Consider the following 18,256-nt stretch of genomic DNA (forward strand, 5'->3'; position numbering starts at 1 on the left):
ACCTCAGTACGTTGCAGCAGATTCCCTTCCTAGTAACCAGAATCCTCGATTTCGCCGTCGATGTCATCATCAAGATCGTCCAGCTCGAAGCTGAAATCGTCCATGAAGTCGTCGCGCACCCGCTTCAGGCGCGCGTTGTCGCCTTTTAAGGAGCGGAGCGTGTTGTTGATCGAGGTGAAGCCGCTTTCAATCAACAGAAAGCGAATATTCTTCGCAAGAATTGGTGCGAAAAAGGCATCTTTCTCGATAAATGTAGTTGAGAGCCCCGGATTGATGCCCAGGCCGACACTTTCATATGCGTAGAGCCACATTCCGCTGCGCAATCCAGCATCGGTCAGAGATCGGTTCCACAAAGTAAAATTTACTAGTCCATCAACGATACCAAAATTGACGCATTGAGCAATTAGCAGGGCAACCATCGCGTTCTCAAGTTCGCTGAGCGGTTCAAGACTCTTGGCGGAAAGCGAGATTCGCAAACGGGCGGCCAAGAAGAGAAACCAAATGATCTCGCCGCTGCGATTTTCGCGAGCCAGCACCGGCAGGCGATGTTCGAGAAATTCGGCCAATTTCCCGCGATCTACGTCGCTGCGCTCGATCTCCCGCAGGATCGTAATTTCCACGAGGAATGCAACCAAGCTTGAGTTGCGGCGGTACGCCGCGATCAAATGGCTTTGCAGCTTTCCCCAGCTATTTGCACGAACGAAGGCGGCGCGAGCATTCTGTAATGCATATTTCTCGACATTGGCGTCAGGATGTAATTTGCAGACGCGACCAACTCTATAAAAGAAATGCTGGAAGGCGGCGTCGTCTCCGAATTCCCGCGGCACATACGATAGCACTTCTTGCTTCCAGCCTGTATCGTGGCGAACGGAGGTAGGCAATATTTCAGACTTTTCGTTGTTGAGTTCGAGTTCAAAATGTCCAACGGATTGCCTTAGTGCCGCGATAAGATTCTTGCCAGAAAGATTGTCGCCGCTGCTGATGGTATAGTCGTCGATGTAGCGAGACGCATCGCGCGGCCCGACACCCACCTTCTCGCGTAACGCCGCGTCGATCGCAGAAGCCACCACCTCAGCAATCAGACGGGAGCAGTCGGGTCCCACAGGCAGCCCGAGGGTCTGCCCATCCTGGGCATTGCGGCTGAGCAAATCGATCAGATTGCCGAAATGCTCTGGCCCCCTGTGCTCCTTCGCAAAGGCCTTGCCGTGGATCGCCCACGGAATTGCGTGAGTGTAGATCGAGTGGAAGAATGCTCGGATGTCGGCGCTGACGAATTCTTCCCGGCGCGACGATAGGTCGACCCTGAAGTCGTCGCGCAGATCGATGCTTGGGCGTACAAGGGCTCGCGGTCCGCTCCAGTCGAAAATTGGCGGCGAAGCCGACATGCGCGATTGTTTGGATGCGGCGCGGAGCTTGACGTAATTGTCGGCCACTGCCCGCGAGAGGAGCAGGTACGATATCGGGTTTGGTACCCCGTGCCGCCGGTCATCCTTACCGAAGCGCGGAAAATAGAACCAGCTTGGTTCTGATACGTAACGATAAAATGCTGGCTTGCCCTTGATCGACGGGAGAGCATCGATACGGTCGAGCGTGAACTTGCGGTATTTTGCAAGGTCATGGGACACGAAGCACGGCGGTAGTTCCGGTGCGAAATAACCATGCGATAGCAAGCGTCGGAGTCGTTCGGATTTGGTCTTGGCCGTCATGGCTGATCCCGGTTGCGCCGTTGCAGCAATGTGTCTGATAGTATCGAAACTGCAAGAGGCGCTGTTCGCTCGCCAATCTCGCGGCGCCGCAACAGCGGGGGGACTATGACGGCTGCGACGGCGGCACCAACCAATTATCAGCTAATAGGCGTCGCCGAGGATGGAAAGGTCGGTGACCTGCTCGCAGGACTCGACCAGAGACAGAGCCGTATACGCCTTCAGGCATTGATCGCCGAATGGCTGCGCATGGAGCAGCTTGTCGTCTTAACTGGTTCGGGTACGTCTGTGTCGTCCGGCGGCAAGACCATGGCTAATCTTGAAGCGGCCGTCTTCGACACTATCGAGGCGATGTCCGATCTACCCCTCTCGATCACGCCTATCCTGCAGCGGCGCCGGATCAACGTCCAGCACGCCGATATGCTCGGTGATCCGATCGGCTTCGAAGCCTGGCTCTCCTTCGTCACCAATGCGCTTGTCGTCGCCGACAGTTCCGGCGCTCCATTTACGGCAGTCAGTTGGCCGGGCAGTCCGGCACCGACCACTGAGGATCTTCGATGGTTCGTCGATAGGCTTCGCATGGCCATCTTCGCCGAATGCGCGCTGTCGCTATCCGACACTGAACTCGCTACCAATGCGCACAATATTGCGCCGCAGCTCGCCTTCCTCTCCAAGTTGGTCGCGCGTGACAGCAATCTCGGGCGGACGCATCTCTTCACCCTCAACTACGATACCTTGTTCGAGCAGGCACTGGAGCTGCTCGGCATCCAGTATTTCGACGGCTTCACTGGGCGGGCCGACGCGCGGTTCGATCCATCGGTCTATGGCCTCGATATCTACTATCCGGGTGAGGTCGCCGAAGGTCGGGTCCGACGCTTCGACAAGTTTCTTCACTTCTACAAGCTGCACGGCTCGATCCACTGGTTCGAGGAGGGCTTGGAAATGCGCGCCCGCCACCCAGATCTTAGGCCTCTTCGCGCCTATGCGGCGATGACGGCGGCTGAAAAGGCCGCGGCGCTCGCGCCTTTGGCCGCCTCAACGCGATCGGTTGGTATCTTACCGACCGCCAACAAGTTCGCTCAGACCCTCGCCATGCCCTATGCGCACCTCTTCCGCTCGTTTCAGGTGCGGCTGGGTATCCCCCAAACCTTCCTGCTCGTCCTTGGTTACGGCTTTGGCGATGATCATATCTCACGCATCATCGAGAACGCGCTGATGAACCCCTCGCTTGTCATGCTGGTCGTGGAGCCAAATCCGAACAGTCCAGTCATCGAGCGCGTTAGGCGCTACAAGGATCTCGGCAAGCGCTCCTTCGTGCTGTGCCCGACCGCCGGCACCTTCGCGCTCAATCCCTTCGAACACGCCACCTTCGACGATTTCGCCCGTACCGTCATGCCAGACGTCCAGTGGCTCGATGATTTTCTGCGCTTGCGCCGCTTCGAAAAGCAGATCGCAGCCTCCGCAACGCCCGTCGCTGATGCGGGAAACGCCGATGGATAACCCACGGCTCGTCGGCCATATCGTCTCGGTCCAAGGGTTCCGAGTGAAGGTCGAACTCCTGCCGGAAACCCGCTCGCCGCTGCGTGCTACCCTCGACGGCGTCCAGGCCGCCATCGCGATTAACGCCTATCTGACTTTCGCGCTCGGTGCCGGCGAAACCGTGATTGGGATCATCACCGACCTCGAAGCTCGAGAGACCTTCGATCCAGGCAACGGTGACGAGCTCAGCATCGAGCTGATGAAGCCGCGCCGAATTGCAAGCGTCCAGTTGCTCGGCACAATCGAACACATCGACGAAGAGCCGGCCTTCAGCCCGGGCATCTCGATCCTTCCGACGCTGGACACACCGGCCGAGATCGGCTCGCCTAACATCCTGCGGGCTGTCTTTGAAATCCCGCCGCGGCGGAACAAGCCCGAGGGCTATGATGCCACGGACTTTGATTGCGATCTCAAGATCGGCTTCCCAACCGGCCAGTCCCGCAATGTCGTTCGTGCCTCCTACAACGACCTCTTCTCGCGGCCGCTGGCGATTGTCGGCAACACTGGTTCAGGCAAATCCTTCTCGGTCTCCAGCCTGATCCAAAAAGCGATGAAGGCGCTCGATGGCGCGCGCGAGGAGCCGCACGTTTTCATCCTCGACATCAATGGTGAATATGCGAAGGCCTTCCCTGCCATCCCAGCCGAGCAACGGCTGCCTGATCGTATCTACCTCAACGGCAGAGAATTCAGTCTCCCGCTGTGGTTCCTAAACGCTGAGGAGATCTGCGCCTGGCTCAGTGCCTCCGAACAGACCCAGGAGCCGGTTCTCAAAGACTGGTGGGCGATCGCCAAGGGCGACAGCGCGACCGCGGCGGCCGGCATGGGCGCGCTCCAGAATGCAATGAGCGCGCTCGACCAACTGCTGACCGAACTCACCAAGATCAAGAAGAAGGCTGCCGGCTCCTACTGCGACGCCATCATCGGCCACCTCGTTGCTACCGGCATCGACACCACCGCCTTTACCGCCCTGTTTGCCGCCCACAGAATGGCCAACGACTTCAATACCGAGGTCATGAACAATCAGGCTGCAATCGCGACCGAGGCAGACAAGCTGAAGGACCTGATCCGCGCCCAGATCGTCGGTGGCTCAGCGAGCGCCGAGGCCGGCGCGCGCACCGCTGATTCCCCCTTGCCGATCGCGCGCGCTACGCTAACCGATCCCTCACTTATCAACCGCGCGGTCTCCAAAGAGGACACGTTCCGGGTCGACGCGCATCTGACGACACTGAAGCTCCGGCTCAAAACTCGGCTCGACGACAAGCGCTGGCGAGCCTTTCTCAACTATGAGGAGGCCTCTACCAAGGTCGAGCGGCTTTCCACGTGGTTCGCGCGCTTTGGTCTGGGCGTAGACACGGGCCCGAGAGTTTCGGTCCTCGACTTGTCTATGCTGAGCAACGAAGTGCTGCCTTATGCCTGTGCAGTCATCGGAAGAATCTTGCTGGAGGCGCGCCAGCGCTTGCCCGCCGCGTCGCGCTACAAGCATCCCTGGGTGCTAGTACTCGAAGAAGCGCATAATTATGCGCGACCGGCGCGCTCTGACGAGGACCGCGGCCATCGTCTCGCGCGGCTCACCTATGAGCGCATCGCCAAGGAAGGGCGCAAGTTTGGACTATCGTTGATCATCGCCAGCCAACGACCGAGCGAGATCAGCCAAACCATCATTAGCCAGTGCGCCAATTTCATCAGCCACCGGCTCCAGAACCCCGACGACATCGACCATTTTCGACGCATTATCCCGATGCAAGCGCGCCGCCTGCTGGACCAAGTGACGATCCTCTCGTCGGGCGAAGCGATCGTATTCGGGAGCGCGTTCCACATTCCGACGCGGGTGCAGTTCGACCGTCCTGCCCCCGGACCCTATAGCCAGACCGCCGCGCCTTATCATGAATGGCGCAGGGAAGAGGCAGCTTTCCCGCTGGGCCAAATAATCGACGCTTGGGGTGCGTAATGCGGCATGGGAGTGCGCCATGTCGAGAAGCCGTCGGACCTGCGGCAGCGTGCCCAACGACAGCAAGATGCGCCCTGCGCACCCTGATTCGCCGGATACTCTCAGCGTAGACCGGTAGCTTAAAGCAAAGGCTCTTGGGAACCTTCCGCCAAAGCCTGCCGAACCGGAAGCTCCCCATATCGATCATCTCAAAAAGCCGGATGCTCAAAGATGAATCCATAGCAGTTTTTTGGGGCTTTGGGCTTCGTTGCTGAACGGCGGAATTAGGCGCTTAGTGAAGGTGTTCAAAGTGGACTAGGAAAACAAAAATATTGTGGGTGGGTTTCAACAATTCTGTGCAGAAACCCAATTTTCGAGCGAAAATCTATCTTTTCAGTTACGTTAAGAAAATTTAAAGTGATGATTGTGCTTGATCGGTGGCAAGCGGGGGTATGTATGTCTGTTCTGGATATTCCTCTCCGAAAGGCGCTGCAATTGTTCTATGCGCCAAATTCGTTGCGACGGTCAATTTTGAAAGAGGATATCCGGCTTGACCGAAGAAAAGAAGCCGGTGGAACCAGAAGTAGAGGCGGCGATTTCTACTTACCTTTCTGGTCTGATGTAAAAATTCACGTTTCTGGTGGCGGAGATATTACAAGGATGACTGATGACCGAATAAAGTCAAACAGAAATTTTAGGCGGCTATACCCATTGCTAAAAGACGGCATCCTCGAATTGCTCAGCGCAAAATTGCGTTGGTCAAACGAGCCCGTCGAGATCGTCCCTCAAAGCGTGCACGGTAAGCTACGAATCGAGGACCTAGGTGGCACAATTCGCGTAAGGGATGCGCTCCACGCGCGCGTCAGGGGAGAATACACCCGCGTCGTATACCCTTACTTCAGCGAAGAACCGGCGCTCCCCGAAGAGGGTGGAAGATTAGGCTTATGGGTGATGCAACGGGCTCTGACAGAGCTAGACCCAGGTGACATGCGTATTATCGACGCTCTTCGTCGGACATTCTTCTCTCCGCAAACGACGCCGTTGCACGGCAATGAAGAGGCGGTTTTCCGTCATAATTATAGGTCGTTGATCGGCGAGTGGGAGCGTCTAAAGCATGAATGATGCGCTCGCATGCGCTTCGACATCACGCTCCGGCGCTGCGTTCGATCGTGCGCCTTGGACGTCCGGCGATCCCGCCTCAGCTCATCCCGCCCTACTGCTGGACGCGGATGTTCCTCTCGCGGATAAGCCTCGACCAGCGCGCATTCTCCCGCGCGAGATAAGCGGGGAATTCGGCCGGCGTGCCGATGCTGGCGACCACTGCCTGCTGCGCCAGCTTCTCCTGCATGTCCGGCGCGCGCAGCGCCGCGGCGACGGCGGCCTGCAGGCGCGCGGTCACCGCGGCCGGCGTGCCGGCCGGGGCCAGGAGGGCGAATTCGGTGGCGCATTCGTAGTCGGGGTAGCCGGCTTCCGCGATGCTCGGCACCTCCGGCAGCAGCGGGCTGCGCCCGCGCGTGGTGACGGCGACGGCGCGCAGATCGCCGGAGCGCACGAAGGGCAGGGCGACCGGCGCGTCGACGCTGGTGAACTGCACCTCATCCGCGAGCACCGCCTGCAGCGCTGGCGCATTGCCGCGATAGGGGACCTCCGTCACCTCGATGCCGGCCATGCCGAGCAGCATCTCGGTCGCCAGATGCGTGGTGCTGCCGGCGCCAGCCGAGCCGTAGCTCAGCCGCCCCGGCGCCGCCTTGGCGCGCGCGACCAGCCCCTGTAGATCGGTGACGCCGAGCCGCGGCGAGACGCAGACCACGAGCGGCGTCGAGAGGATCAGCCCGATCGGCGCGAAGGCGGTGGCGTTGTCGTAGGGCAGGGGCAGCAGATGCGGCACCATGGCGTAGGTGGCGCTGGCGGCAAACAGGATGGTGCTGCCATCCGGCCGTGCCCGCGCGACCGCGGCGTGGCCGATGATGCCGGATGCGCCGGGCCGGTTCTCCACCACGAAGGACTGGCCGAGATCCTGAGAGAGTTTTTGGGCCAGCAGCCGCGCCAGGGTGTCGGCGGAGCCGCCAGGCGCCCAGGGGACGATGATCGTCACCGGCCCACGCGCGGCATCCTGCGCCAGGGCCTGCCTCGCTGCCGCCAGCCCCAACGCCGCCGCGCCCAGTCCTCGCCGTCCCAACATCGCCCTTCTCCTCCCTGTCCATGGGCCGTTCGGGCGGCCCTTGCTGGCGCCTTCGTAGCAGGTGGTCAGCAGACTGGACAAGGATGTGAATTAGGACACATACGGGAATTGATGCGGCTGAACGCGACTGCCCAGGCGCCGGAGCCACAGTCCGGCGCGAAGGTTCCCATACGTGAATGTCCGCCCTATTCCGGCGGCCGCTGCCGGTCCGAGCGTCCCATGCGGCCCGAGATCTCGCGGGCCGCGCGCTCCATCACGTCCACCACCCGGTCCCTGACCTTCGGGCTGTAGCGCACGCTCGGCATGGCCACGTTGAGCGAGCCCAGCGGATAGCCCGAGCCGGAGAGGATCGGCGCGGCGATGCCGACGATGCCCGGCGTGAACTCCTCGAAGGAGAAGGCGATCCCGTCGCGGCGCACCGTCGCGATCTGGCGGCGCAGTTCCTCCGCGGAGGTGAGGGTGTTCGGCGTGATCGGCTCGAAGCTGGTCGCGGCCAGGTATTCCTCCAGCTCCGCCTCCGGCAGGTTCGCCAGGATGACCTTGCCGCCGGAGGTGGCGTAGAGCGGCGCGAGGTCGCCCAAGCGCATATGCGTCACCAGGCGGTGCGGGCCGCTGACCGTCGCCACCACCTCCGCCTGCCAGCCCTTCAGGCGGTTGAGCGCGGAGGATTCGCCGGTCCGCTCCGTGATCTCGCGCAGGAAGGGCTCGGCGCAGCCGATCAGGTCGGTCTCCCGGGCGGTGCGGCGGGCGAGGTCGGCGAAGGCCGGCCCCAGGCGATAGCCTTTGCCGGGGGCGTGGAACTCCACGTAACCGCGGGCCACCAGGTCCTTCAGCAACTGCGTCAGGCTGCTCTTGGGGATGCCGAGGCCCTCGGCGAGATCGGCATGCGACACCGCGCGGTCCCACCGCGCCAGCAGCTCGAACAGGTCGAGGACGCGGCTGGCGGACTTGACCGCGGCCGGGGCAGGGTCGATCACGCCGCTGATGTTCCTATCCATGAACCAGATATCGCGTTCGCCCGGGTCAAGGTCAACATGGCGCCCGGGTGCCTACACAGGGTGGTCATTTCCTTCTTGTGAATTGTTCATATCCTTGACCGTGCTCTGAGGGGCGGTTACGGCTCTGGGCGCGGCGATCATCCGCCGGCAGGCTGCGCTTCGGGAGGGATGCGGATGGACCAAACACTGCAGGACCGGCTGGCGATCCGCGAGCTGGTGGAGAATTGGGCCGTCTGGCGCGATGCCGGCGATTGGGAGCGCTTCCGCACCGTCTGGCACGATGACGGGGTGATGATGGCAACCTGGGTGCAGGGCACCGCCGACGAATTCATCGCGGCTTCCCGCGCCGGTTGGGAGAAGGGCGTCTCGATCCTGCACTTCCTCGGCGGGCACTCGGCCGACGTCCACGGCAACCGTGCCATCGCGCAGACCAAGATGACGATCTCCCAGCGCACCACCGTGCATGATGTCGCCTGCGACGTCGTCTGCACCGGGCGCTTCTACGACTTCATCGAGAAGCGGGACGGGCGCTGGGGCATGGTGCTGCGCCAGCCGATCTATGAGAAGGACCGCATCGACCCGCTGGTCCCCGGCACCGCGATTCCGCTGGAGCCGGAACTGCTGGCGCGCTTCCCGGCCGGCTACCGCCACCTCGCCTATATCCAGGCGAAGATCGGCTATCCCGTGAAGGCTGATATGCCCGGCCTCACGGGGCCGGAGGTCGAAGCCCTCTATGCCCGCGGCCGCGCCTGGCTGACGGGCGGCGCGCTGCGGCCGTGATCGCCCCCTTCGCCTACACGGCGCTCCCCGCTCGGGTGCTGTTCGGCCCGGGGCGCGCGGCCGAGTTGGGGGCGGAGCTCGCGGCCCTCGGCGGCTGCCGCGCCCTGGTGCTCTCGACAGCCGGGCAGCGGGGGATGGCGGCGCGGGTTGCGGCGCCGCTGGGCGACGCGCTCGGCGCCCATTTCGATGGCGCGGTGATGCATACCCCAGTCGCGGTGACGGAGCGCGCGCTCGCCTTCCTGCACGATGCGGCTTGCGACGCGATCGTCGCGATCGGCGGCGGCTCGACCATCGGGCTCGGCAAGGCGCTCGCGCTCCGCACCGGCCTGCCGCAGATCGCGGTGCCCACCACCTATGCGGGGTCCGAGGTCACGCCGGTGCTCGGGCAGACCGAGGGCGGCCGCAAGACCACGCTCCGCTCGCTCGATGTGCTGCCGGAGGTCGTGATCTACGACCCGGAGCTGACCCTCTCCTTGCCGCCGGCGATCTCCGCGACCTCCGGGCTCAATGCCCTGGCCCATGCCGTGGAGGCGCTCTATGCGCGCGACGCCAACCCGATCACCTCCCTGATGGCGGAGGAAGGGATCCGCGCCCTCGGCGCGGCGCTGCCCGCCGTGGTCGCTGACGGGTCCGACCATCAGGCGCGGGCGCGCGCGCAATACGGCGCCTGGCTCTGCGCCACCTGCCTCGGCGCCGTCGGCATGGCGCTGCACCACAAGATCTGCCACGCGCTCGGCGGCGCCTTCGGCCTGCCGCATGCCGAAACCCATGCCGTGCTCATCCCTCACGTCGCCGGCTACAACGCCGGCGCGGCGCCGGACGCCATGGCCCGGGTCGCGCGGGCGCTCGGCGGGACCGATGATGCCGCGGCGGCGCTGTGGCGCCTCGCGGGAACGCTCGGCGCGCCGCGGGCGCTCCGCGACATCGGCATGCCCGAGGACGGCATCGGGCGCGCGGTCGCGCTGGTGCTGGAAGGCGCCTATTGGAATCCGCGGCCGCCCGATGCCGCTTCGCTGGAAGCGCTGCTGCGGCGTGCATGGGCGGGCGCGCCGCCCGCGGTGGAATAGGGGGATAGCGGCATGCGGAACTTCTCGGAGGAGACGATCACCGGGGCGGTCCTTGCGCGCCTCGTCGATGCGCCGTCGCCGCGCGCGCGGGCGGTGAGCGAAGCGCTCATCCGTCACCTGCACGCCTTCGTGCGGGAAGTCCGTCCCACCCAGGCGGAATGGGCTGACGGCATCGCCTTCCTGACCTGCGCCGGGCAGATGTGCTCCGACACGCGGCAGGAATTCATCCTGCTGTCCGACACGCTCGGCGTGTCCATGCTCGTGGACGCGATCAACCACCCGCTGCCGGATGGCGCGACCGAGACCACCGTCCTCGGCCCCTTCTATGTCGAAGGCCCGCCGGAGCTGGCGCTCGGCGAAGACATCGCCGGCGGCAAGCCGGGGGAGAAGCTGCTCGTCGAAGGCACGGTGCGCGGCCCTGACGGCACGCCGATCGCGGGCGCCTGGATCGACACCTGGCACTCCGACACCGAAGGCTTCTACGACGTGCAACTCGGCGAGGGCCTGCCGGCGCTGAACATGCGCGCCCGCTTCCGCACCGATGCGGAAGGGCGCTTCTGGTTCCGCTCCGTCGTGCCGTCCTGCTACCCGGTTCCGCATGACGGGCCGGTCGGCGACATGCTGAAGGCGCAGGGGCGGCACCCCTATCGTCCCGCTCATGTGCATTTCATGATCGGCGCCCCCGGCTGCGAGACGCTGGTGACGCATGTCTTCCTCGACGGCGATCCCTATCTCGATTCCGACGTGGTGTTCGGCGTGAAGGACAGCCTGGTCCGGGCCTTGTCGCGGCAGGAGCCCGGCACGACGCCGGGCGGCAACACAGCCGACCAAGCCTGCGCTCTGCTCCGCTACGACTTCGTGCTCGCGCCGGGCAGGGCGTGACGCGATGGCGCGCCTGATCTCGCTTGCCCATCTGACGGTGATGGACGCCGATCCGCTGGCCCTGATCGAGGCCGGCGCCGCCGGCGGCTTCGACGCCATCGGGCTCCGCATCGTGCCGCCCTTTCCGACCGACGCAATCGTCCCTGTCATCGGCGACCTGCCGCTGCAGCGGCGCATCAAGGCGCGGCTCAGCGACACCGGCCTCATGATCCTCGACGTGGAAGCCATCTGGCTCCATCCCGACAGCGATATCGCCGGCCTGCATCCGGCGCTCGACCTCGCCGCGGAGCTCGGCGCGCGCCACGTGCTGACCGTCGGCAACGACCCGGACCGCGGCCGCCTCGCCGGCAACCTGGCGCGCCTCTGTGCGGCGGCACATCAGCGCGGCCTCAGGGTGATGCTGGAATTCATCCCCTATGCGCAGGTGACGACCCTCGCGGATGCGGCCGCGCTGCTGGCGGCGGTGCGGCCCGCCGATGCGGGGCTGCTGGTCGACGCACTGCATCTCAGCCGCTCTGGCGGCCGACCGGCCGATCTCGCGGCCTATGATCCCGCCCTCTTCTCCTACGGCCATCTCTGCGATGCGCCGGCGGCAGTTCCCGGCCCGGATGGGCTTCGCCCGGAGGCCCGCGGTAACAGGCTCTATCCCGGCGAGGGCGGGCTGCCGCTCGACGATTTCGTGGCGGGTTTCCCGCCGGGGACGCCGATGGCCGTCGAGGCACCTTCGGCGGCGCGGGCCGCCCTGCCGCCGGGCCAGCGCGCGCGCCTGGTGGGCGACGCGACACGCGCCGTTCTGCGGCGCCACGAAGGCAGTTAGGCGCAGGGGACGCATCGCATGTCCGTCGCCGTCGCGGTGATCGGGGCCGGGGTGATCGGCCGGGCCCATATCCGGATCCTCGGCGCGCTGCCGCCGGGGCAGGGGCGCTTGGCCGCCATCGTGGACCCGACGGCGGAGGCGGCCGCGCTCGCCGCCCGCCTCGGCGTGCCGTACTTCACGGCAACCGAGGCGATGCTCGACGCAGTGCGGCCGGATGGCGCCGTGATCGCCACGCCGAACGCGCTGCATGTCGCCGGCGCGCGCGCCTGCATCGCACGCGGTGTTGCCGCCCTGATCGAGAAGCCGATCGCCGACGACCTCGACGCGGCCGTCGCCGTGGCTGACGAAGCAGAGCGCGCAGGCGTGCCGCTGCTGGTCGGCCATTTCCGCCGCCACAACCCGGTGATGCAGGCCGCACGCCGGCTGATCCAGGAAGGGCGGCTCGGCCGCCTCGTCACCATCAGCTCTGACTCGATGGTGCTGAAGCCCGATTCCTATTTCGACGCCGCCTGGCGGCGCGAGATCGGCGGCGGCCCGGTGCTGATCAACCTCGTCCACGATATCGATGCGCTGCGTTTCCTCTGCGGCGAGATCGAGGCCGTACAGGCCATGACCGGCAGCACCGCGCGCCGCTTCGCGGTGGAGGACAGCGCCGCCGTGCTGCTGCGCTTCCGCTCCGGCGCACTCGCCACCATCACCCTGTCGGACGCCGTGCCCTCGCCCTGGTGCTGGGACCAGACCTCTGGCGAGAATCCCCACTTTATCAGCCATCAGGCGAATGCCTATCGGCTCTGCGGCACCGACGCGTCGCTGGAGATGCCGGAGATGGCGCTATGGCGCTACGCCGGCCAGTGCGGCTGGGACCAACCACTGGTGCGGGAGGTGCTGGCCGTGCCGCCACGCGACCCGCTCGTCGAGCAGATGCACCACTTCCTGCGCGTCATCCGGCGCGACGAAGCCCCACTCGTCTCCGGCCGCGACGGCGTGGCGACACTGGCCGCGACGCTGGCGGTGAAGCGCTCCGCCGAGACCGGTGAAGCTGTGCATCCCGGGAGGGCTCTGCCCTCCCGGACCCACCCGCCAGGAGCCTAGAGGCTCCTGGACCTGCTTCACTTGGAGCCCTGATTGCCAAGGGATGCCGCCCCGAAGTGGGCGGCACCCCTTGGCAATCAGGGCGCTAAAATGATCCGGGTCGAGGGGCCTGCAGGCTCCTCGCGGATGGGGTCTGGGGAAGGCAGAGCCTTCCCCAGGGCGCCACCGTCACCGCATCGGCGGCGAAAACATCATCCCTCCACGGCTCCAGAGGTCGTTCAGGCCGCGGGGCAGGTGCACCGGGCTGTTGGCGCCGAGGTGGCGGTCATAGATTTCGCCGTAGTTTCCGACGGCCTTGATGGCGTTGTACATCCAGCGCCGGTCGAGCCCGAGCGCCGGGCCGAGGTCGCCGCTGACGCCGAGCAGGCGGCGGGTGGCCGGGCTCTGGCTGGTCAGCATCTGGTCGACATTGGCGCGGGTGACGCCTTGCTCTTCGGCTTCGATCAGGCCGAAGGCGACCCAGCGGACGATGTCGAACCACTGGTCGTCGCCGTGGCGGACGGCGGCGGCATAGGGTTCCTTGCTGATGCGCTCGGGCAGCAGCACGTGCTCGTCCGGGTTCGGGAAGGCGGCGCGCACGGCGGCGAGCTGACTGGCATCACCGGTGTAGCTGTCGCAGCGGCCGCTTTCATAGGCGCGGCGAGCTTCGTCCTTGTCGGCGAAGATCACCGGCGTGAAGCGGATGTTCTGGTTGCGCGACCAGTCCTGCAGGTTGAGTTCATGCGTGCTGGCCGAGGTGAAGCAGATCGAGGCGCCGTCGAGCTGGCGGATGCTGGTGATGTTGGCATTGGAGCGCACCAGGAAGCCCTGGCCGTCGAAGAAGTTGGGGGCGGCGAAGTTCAGGCCGTTGGTGACGTCGCGCAGGAAGGTCCAGGTGGTGGTGCGGCTCAGCACGTCGATCTGGCCGGAGGCGAGCGTCGGGAAGCGGTTCTGGCCGGTGAGCGGGTTCCAGGCGACGCGGGCGGGATCGCCGAGCACTGCGGCGGCGACGGCGCGGCAGAAATCGGCATCCATGCCCTGCCATTCGCCGCGGCTGTCCGGCTGGCTCCAGGCGGGGTCGCCGGTCGAGATGCCGCAGGCGACGGCGCCGCGGCCACGGACGGCCGACAGCGTTGGGCCCGGCGCGGCCGGCTGGACGGTCTGCGCGATTGCGGGCTCCCCGAGGCAGGCGGCGGCGATCAGCAGGGCGGCGAGGCGTCTGGTCATGGGCGGTCCTTGGCGGGGCGCGGTAACGCGCGGGTGATCGCGCATGGTGTGCACGCCCCCGCCCGCAAGGCCAGACGCCTTAAGGCTTTGCTCAGCGGCGCGGAATGATCTTGCGGTCGCAACATTTGACGAAAGTGGGCGCATGTCCGGCGCGACGAGTAGAGGTTATCACGACTGGCCGCTCCTGCCGGCGCTCAAGGCCTTCCAGACCGGCGTATTCGAACAGCGGGGCATCCTGCTGACCAAGTATCGCGACGACCCCAGACTGAAGGTGGGCGCCTGCCCGGGCCTGTCGCTCTGCTGGTTGCGCCGGCATGTGCAAGATCCGAACGAGGCGCCCAAGGACCGCCTGGCGGCGCTGGAGAAGGCCGAGGCCTGGTCCGAGGCCAGCGAGGCGACGGATGGCTTCAACGATTGTGCCCAGGGCACCTATGCCGGCCGGGTGACAGTCGGTCTGGAATTGCCCGTCAACGGCACGTCTTTCAAATGCCAGAATCCGGTGAGGGATCCGGCGATTTTCCTGAACGGCCTCGACCCGAACAACAAATACGCCATCGTCATGTGCCACTTGGGTGGCCTCAACACCAACCATGTCTGCGCCAGCTACACCTCGACCCGGGGCCGGATCTTCACCTCCAAGCAAGTGCTGATCTTCGACCCGAATTTCGGCGAATTCACCGTGGAGCTGAAGAAGGGGCCGATGAAGACCTTTCTGAAGGCCTGGGCCGATCAGTTCGCCACCTATCTCTCGGGCCGGACCGGCAAGGCGACGGCGCTGACGCTCGACACGCTGGAGGTCATCAAGCTCTCGGACGTGCCGCCAGCGACCCGCGGGCGGCGCTAGAGCAGCTCAGCACAGCCGCGCGAGCAGGGCTGCGACCGCCGCCTCGAACATCGCCGGCGTCAGGCGGCGGGTCGAGGTGTTGTAGCGGCTGACATGGTAGCTGTCGGCGAGGATGAGCCCGTTCGGTAATGCGTGCTGGGCGCCATGCGCGAAGGCGTGCCGGGCGACGGGAATGCCGAGGCTGCGCAGCAGCGCGTTGTGCGCGACGGTGCCGAGTGCCAGCACGGCGCGGAGATTGGGCATCGCCGCAAGCTCGGCCTTCAGGAAGGCATTGCAGGTGCGGATCTCGGCCGGCGTCGGCAGGTTCTCCGGCGGCACGCAGCGGACCGCATTGGCGATGCGCACGCCGGTCAGGCGCATGCCGTCATCCGGGCGCTCCGCGTACTCGCCGGCGGCGAGGCCGTATTGCAGCAAGGTCGCGTAGAGCAGCTTGCCCGCGAAGTCGCCGGTGAAGGGCCGGCCGGTGCGGTTGGCGCCGCGCACGCCGGGGGCAAGGCCGAGGATCAGGATCGGTGCCTCGCGCTCGCCCCAGCAGGGCACCGGGGCGTTGTGCCAGCCGGGATTGGCCGCCCGGTTGGCGTCCCGATAGGCCACCAGACGCGGACAGAGCGGGCAGTCGCGCGGCGGCTCGAGAGCTGGGCTCATTCGATGACCGGGTCCTCGGCGAAGGGCTCGGCCGGTGTCGCGCGCGGTGCGGCCGGGCGCGCGGGCGCCGGGCCGCGCATGCGGGGCTCGGTCTGGCGGCGGGTGATCTCGGGTGCGAGGTCGGCGAGGTCGAGGAAGGCGTCGGCCTGGCGGCGGAGATCGTCCGAGACCATGGGCGGCTGCACGCGGAGCGTCGAGACGACGGTGACCTTCACGCCACGGGCCTGCACCGCTTCCACCACGCGGCGGAAGTCGCCGTCGCCGGAGAACAGCACGGCATGCTCGATATGCGGCGCCAGCTCCAGCATGTCGACCGCGAGCTCGATGTCGCAATTGCCCTTGATGCGGCGATGGCCGTTGCCGTCGGTGAATTCCCGTGCCGGCTTGGTGACGACGGCATAGCCATTGTAGGCGAGCCAATCGACCAGCGGGCGGATCGGGTTGTGTTCATCGGTATCGAGCAGCGCCGTGTAGTAATAGGCGCGGATCAGCTTGCACTGGCCGCGCACATGCGCGAGCAGCGCGCGGTAGTCGATGTCGAAGCCGAGCAGGCGGGAGGCCGAGAACAGGTTGGCGCCGTCGATGAAGAGCGCGGTGCGCTCCGGGGTGTATTCGGACATGGAATGCCTTGTTGGAATGAGGTGTTGGAACGCACGGCGACGATGGGCGGTGACTTATGAGTGGCGGATCAATGACAGGCACCATAGGGGCCGGGCCAGCGGACGCAACCGGCGTCTTCCTGGTGGCGATCGGCGCCAACCTGCCGGGGCCGGACGGATCGACGGCGATCGAGACCTGCGCGCGCGCCGCGGCGCTGCTGGACGGGCTCTGCGGGCTGCGGCGCACGGCGCTGTCACGATGGTGGGAAAGCGATCCGATCCCGCCCATTCCCGGCGCGCCCTCCTTCGTCAACGGAGTCGCGCGGCTGGAAGGCAGCGCCGCGCCGGAGGCGGTGCTGGCGGGGCTGCACGGCATCGAGGATCGCTTCGGCCGGGTGCGGCCCTTTCCGAACGCGCCGCGCACGCTCGATCTCGACCTGATCGACGCCGCGGGGGTGCTCCGCGACGGACCCGGGCTGCTGCTGCCGCATCCGCGCGCGCATCTGCGCGCCTTCGTGCTGCGGCCGCTGGCCGAGGTGGCGCCGGGCTGGGTGCATCCGAGGCTCGGCGTGCCGGTGGAGGCGCTGATCGCTGATGTGGCGGGGCAGGCGATTCGGCCGCTGGCGGGCGAGCGTCGCCAGGATGCCGGTGTCAGGAGTTAGGGCCCGGGACCGGCGGCCATTGCTGCGCACCATGCAGCACGCGAAGAATCGTCACGGCGTGAGCATCCTCGGCGTAGACCACCACATAATTCGATCGGACGACCATTTCCCGCGTGCCGGCGATGCGATCACTCCGGTAGAGCCGCGGGTGCTCCGACAACCGCGCGACCTTGACCTCGATGTCGTCCTTCAGGCGCTGGGCGGCATCCGGATTGTCGTCCGAGACGTAATCGACGATCGCCAGCAGGTCCGCACGGGCGGTCTCCCGCCACTCAAGAGCGGGCACGACGCTTGCGGTCGATGATCGCCTGAGCCTCGTCCATGACCTGCCGGTGCGGGACGGCTGGGCGCGCGTCCGCCAGCGCCTCATGGACCTTGGCCCGGAACCAGGCATCATAGGCTTCCGGGTCGGCCGTCAGGCCGACCGGCAGCGCGCCCTCCTTGGCAATGCGGGTCAGGAGAATGCGCACGGCATCCGAGAGGGTCAGGCCGAAATTCGCGAGCGTCTGCGCCGCATCCGCCTTCAGCTTGTCGTCCACGCGGATGTGGAGCATCGAGGTGTGTGCGACCATCGACCGGTTCTCCTTACGGCTCCTGGCGTCTATATCGCATTTGAGATACAGCCGCTCAGCCCTTGTTCAAGGTCCTTGGGCCGGGCTTCGGCTGGGGCTGACCTCCATCCGCCGGCGGATCGCGCTCGGCGGCAGGCGGTAGACCTCGGCGAAGACGGCGTTGAAGCGGCGCAGGCTGCCGAAGCCCGCGCGCATCGCGACCTCGGTCATCGTCAGGTCGGTGCCGTCGAGCAGGCGCTTCGCGCGCTGCACGCGGGAGGTGCGAAGGACCTGCATCGGGCTGGCGCCGACATGCCGCGCGAAAAGGCGGCTGAGGTGCCGCGCGCCGATGCCGACGCGGGCGGCCAGCGCCTCCACCGAGGCGCCGTCGTGGTCGAGCGCGCCTTCGGCGATCAGCCGCAGCGCGCGCTCGGCCGTGGTGCGGGAGCCGTTCCAGGCCGGGGAGAAGGGCGCGGTCTCCGGCCGGCAGCGCAGGCAGGGGCGGAAGCCGTCCGCCTCCGCCGCGGCGGCGGAAAGGAAATAGGTGACATTCTCCGACCGTGCCGGCCGCGCCGGGCAGACCGGGCGGCAATAGATGCGGGTGGTGCGCACCCCCGTGAAGAAGCGCCCGTCATAGCTGGCGTCCCGCGCGAGCCTCGCCCGGTCGCATTCGGTGAAGTCCAGCATTGCTCCCCCCTGTCGCGTCGCGGGGCATGCCGGGGACGGAGTCCGATTCCGGCGAGCCGCGGGCGGCCGTCAAGG

19 protein-coding genes are annotated in these 18,256 nt (G+C 66.0%); 10 read left to right on the forward strand and 9 right to left on the reverse strand.

Annotation, left to right across the window (positions count from 1 at the left end):
• Window positions 1-29 precede the first annotated feature (29 nt).
• On the reverse strand, window positions 30-1,706 hold the full coding sequence (locus tag GXW71_RS01775; RefSeq protein WP_211850673.1) for an RNA-directed DNA polymerase: 1,677 nt from the start codon (window positions 1,704-1,706) through the stop codon (window positions 30-32).
• A 105-nt stretch (window positions 1,707-1,811) separates the two neighbouring features.
• Between GXW71_RS01775 and GXW71_RS01780 the strand changes: the two genes are divergently transcribed.
• The 3 genes from GXW71_RS01780 to GXW71_RS01790 all read left to right on the forward strand — a co-directional run bounded on the left by GXW71_RS01780 (window position 1,812) and on the right by GXW71_RS01790 (window position 6,291).
• Window positions 1,812-3,203, forward strand: coding sequence for an SIR2 family protein (locus GXW71_RS01780; protein ID WP_211850674.1), 1,392 nt, complete (start codon window positions 1,812-1,814; stop codon window positions 3,201-3,203).
• The gene (locus tag GXW71_RS01785) at window positions 3,196-5,190 is read left to right on the forward strand and encodes an ATP-binding protein (RefSeq protein WP_211850675.1); all 1,995 of its coding nucleotides are present in this window, start codon (window positions 3,196-3,198) and stop codon (window positions 5,188-5,190) included. Before GXW71_RS01780 ends, GXW71_RS01785 begins: the two co-directional genes overlap by 8 nt.
• A 399-nt stretch (window positions 5,191-5,589) precedes the next feature.
• On the forward strand, window positions 5,590-6,291 hold the full coding sequence (locus tag GXW71_RS01790; RefSeq protein ID WP_211850676.1) for a hypothetical protein: 702 nt from the start codon (window positions 5,590-5,592) through the stop codon (window positions 6,289-6,291).
• 91 nt (window positions 6,292-6,382) lie between these two features.
• On the opposite strand, the gene GXW71_RS01795 is transcribed toward GXW71_RS01790, so the two are convergent.
• Together GXW71_RS01795 and GXW71_RS01800 are read right to left on the reverse strand one after the other, a co-directional pair.
• Window positions 6,383-7,351 carry a tripartite tricarboxylate transporter substrate binding protein gene (locus tag GXW71_RS01795; RefSeq protein ID WP_211850677.1) on the reverse strand — a complete coding sequence of 323 codons (969 nt, stop codon included), beginning with the start codon at window positions 7,349-7,351 and terminating at the stop codon, window positions 6,383-6,385.
• 185 nt (window positions 7,352-7,536) lie between these two features.
• Window positions 7,537-8,349 (reverse strand): IclR family transcriptional regulator, encoded by an 813-nt coding sequence (locus tag GXW71_RS01800; RefSeq protein ID WP_211850678.1) that lies wholly within the window; start codon window positions 8,347-8,349, stop codon window positions 7,537-7,539.
• A gap of 174 nt (window positions 8,350-8,523) precedes the next feature.
• Between GXW71_RS01800 and GXW71_RS01805 the strand changes: the two genes are divergently transcribed.
• From GXW71_RS01805 to GXW71_RS01825, 5 genes are read left to right on the forward strand one after another with little or no spacing between them, the layout of a single operon-like run.
• A complete protein-coding gene (locus GXW71_RS01805; protein ID WP_246526206.1) occupies window positions 8,524-9,129 on the forward strand; it encodes a nuclear transport factor 2 family protein in 606 nt (201 codons plus the stop codon).
• Window positions 9,126-10,196 carry a maleylacetate reductase gene (locus GXW71_RS01810; RefSeq protein ID WP_456315980.1) on the forward strand — a complete coding sequence of 357 codons (1,071 nt, stop codon included), beginning with the start codon at window positions 9,126-9,128 and terminating at the stop codon, window positions 10,194-10,196. The genes GXW71_RS01805 and GXW71_RS01810 overlap by 4 nt, the downstream gene beginning before the upstream one ends.
• 12 nt (window positions 10,197-10,208) lie before the next feature.
• Window positions 10,209-11,078, forward strand: coding sequence for an intradiol ring-cleavage dioxygenase (locus GXW71_RS01815; RefSeq protein WP_211850679.1), 870 nt, complete (start codon window positions 10,209-10,211; stop codon window positions 11,076-11,078).
• 4 nt (window positions 11,079-11,082) lie between these two features.
• Entirely contained in the window at window positions 11,083-11,895 is an 813-nt protein-coding gene (locus GXW71_RS01820) for a sugar phosphate isomerase/epimerase family protein (protein ID WP_211850680.1), read from the forward strand.
• A gap of 18 nt (window positions 11,896-11,913) precedes the next feature.
• The gene (locus GXW71_RS01825) at window positions 11,914-12,987 is read left to right on the forward strand and encodes a Gfo/Idh/MocA family protein (RefSeq protein WP_211850681.1); all 1,074 of its coding nucleotides are present in this window, start codon (window positions 11,914-11,916) and stop codon (window positions 12,985-12,987) included.
• 168 nt (window positions 12,988-13,155) lie between these two features.
• Here GXW71_RS01825 and GXW71_RS01830 read toward each other — a convergent pair whose 3' ends face one another.
• Entirely contained in the window at window positions 13,156-14,193 is a 1,038-nt protein-coding gene (locus tag GXW71_RS01830) for an amino acid ABC transporter substrate-binding protein (protein WP_211850682.1), read from the reverse strand.
• 142 nt (window positions 14,194-14,335) lie between these two features.
• Between GXW71_RS01830 and GXW71_RS01835 the strand changes: the two genes are divergently transcribed.
• On the forward strand, window positions 14,336-15,037 hold the full coding sequence (locus tag GXW71_RS01835; RefSeq protein WP_211850683.1) for a hypothetical protein: 702 nt from the start codon (window positions 14,336-14,338) through the stop codon (window positions 15,035-15,037).
• A 6-nt stretch (window positions 15,038-15,043) separates the two neighbouring features.
• Here GXW71_RS01835 and GXW71_RS01840 read toward each other — a convergent pair whose 3' ends face one another.
• Both GXW71_RS01840 and GXW71_RS01845 read right to left on the reverse strand, forming a co-directional pair.
• On the reverse strand, window positions 15,044-15,682 hold the full coding sequence (locus tag GXW71_RS01840; RefSeq protein WP_211850684.1) for a uracil-DNA glycosylase: 639 nt from the start codon (window positions 15,680-15,682) through the stop codon (window positions 15,044-15,046).
• The gene (locus GXW71_RS01845) at window positions 15,679-16,302 is read right to left on the reverse strand and encodes a LabA-like NYN domain-containing protein (protein WP_211850685.1); all 624 of its coding nucleotides are present in this window, start codon (window positions 16,300-16,302) and stop codon (window positions 15,679-15,681) included. The genes GXW71_RS01840 and GXW71_RS01845 overlap by 4 nt, the downstream gene beginning before the upstream one ends.
• Before the next feature lie 71 nt (window positions 16,303-16,373).
• Between GXW71_RS01845 and folK the strand changes: the two genes are divergently transcribed.
• A complete protein-coding gene (gene folK, locus GXW71_RS01850) occupies window positions 16,374-16,943 on the forward strand; it encodes a 2-amino-4-hydroxy-6-hydroxymethyldihydropteridine diphosphokinase (RefSeq protein WP_211850686.1) in 570 nt (189 codons plus the stop codon).
• Here folK and GXW71_RS01855 read toward each other — a convergent pair.
• The 3 genes from GXW71_RS01855 to GXW71_RS01865 form a co-directional block, all read right to left on the reverse strand.
• A complete protein-coding gene (locus GXW71_RS01855) occupies window positions 16,933-17,229 on the reverse strand; it encodes a type II toxin-antitoxin system RelE/ParE family toxin (RefSeq protein WP_211850687.1) in 297 nt (98 codons plus the stop codon). The two genes, folK and GXW71_RS01855, sit on opposite strands and share 11 nt — an antisense overlap.
• On the reverse strand, window positions 17,216-17,515 hold the full coding sequence (locus tag GXW71_RS01860; protein WP_211850688.1) for a type II toxin-antitoxin system RelB/DinJ family antitoxin: 300 nt from the start codon (window positions 17,513-17,515) through the stop codon (window positions 17,216-17,218). The genes GXW71_RS01855 and GXW71_RS01860 overlap by 14 nt, the downstream gene beginning before the upstream one ends.
• Before the next feature lie 66 nt (window positions 17,516-17,581).
• Window positions 17,582-18,181: a bifunctional transcriptional activator/DNA repair enzyme AdaA gene (locus GXW71_RS01865; protein WP_211850689.1), complete on the reverse strand. Its 600-nt coding sequence runs from the start codon at window positions 18,179-18,181 to the stop codon at window positions 17,582-17,584.
• Window positions 18,182-18,256: the final 75 nt, after the last annotated feature.

It is taken from the genome of Plastoroseomonas hellenica (assembly GCF_018129085.1).
In the GTDB taxonomy this organism is placed as follows: domain Bacteria; phylum Pseudomonadota; class Alphaproteobacteria; order Acetobacterales; family Acetobacteraceae; genus Plastoroseomonas; species Plastoroseomonas hellenica.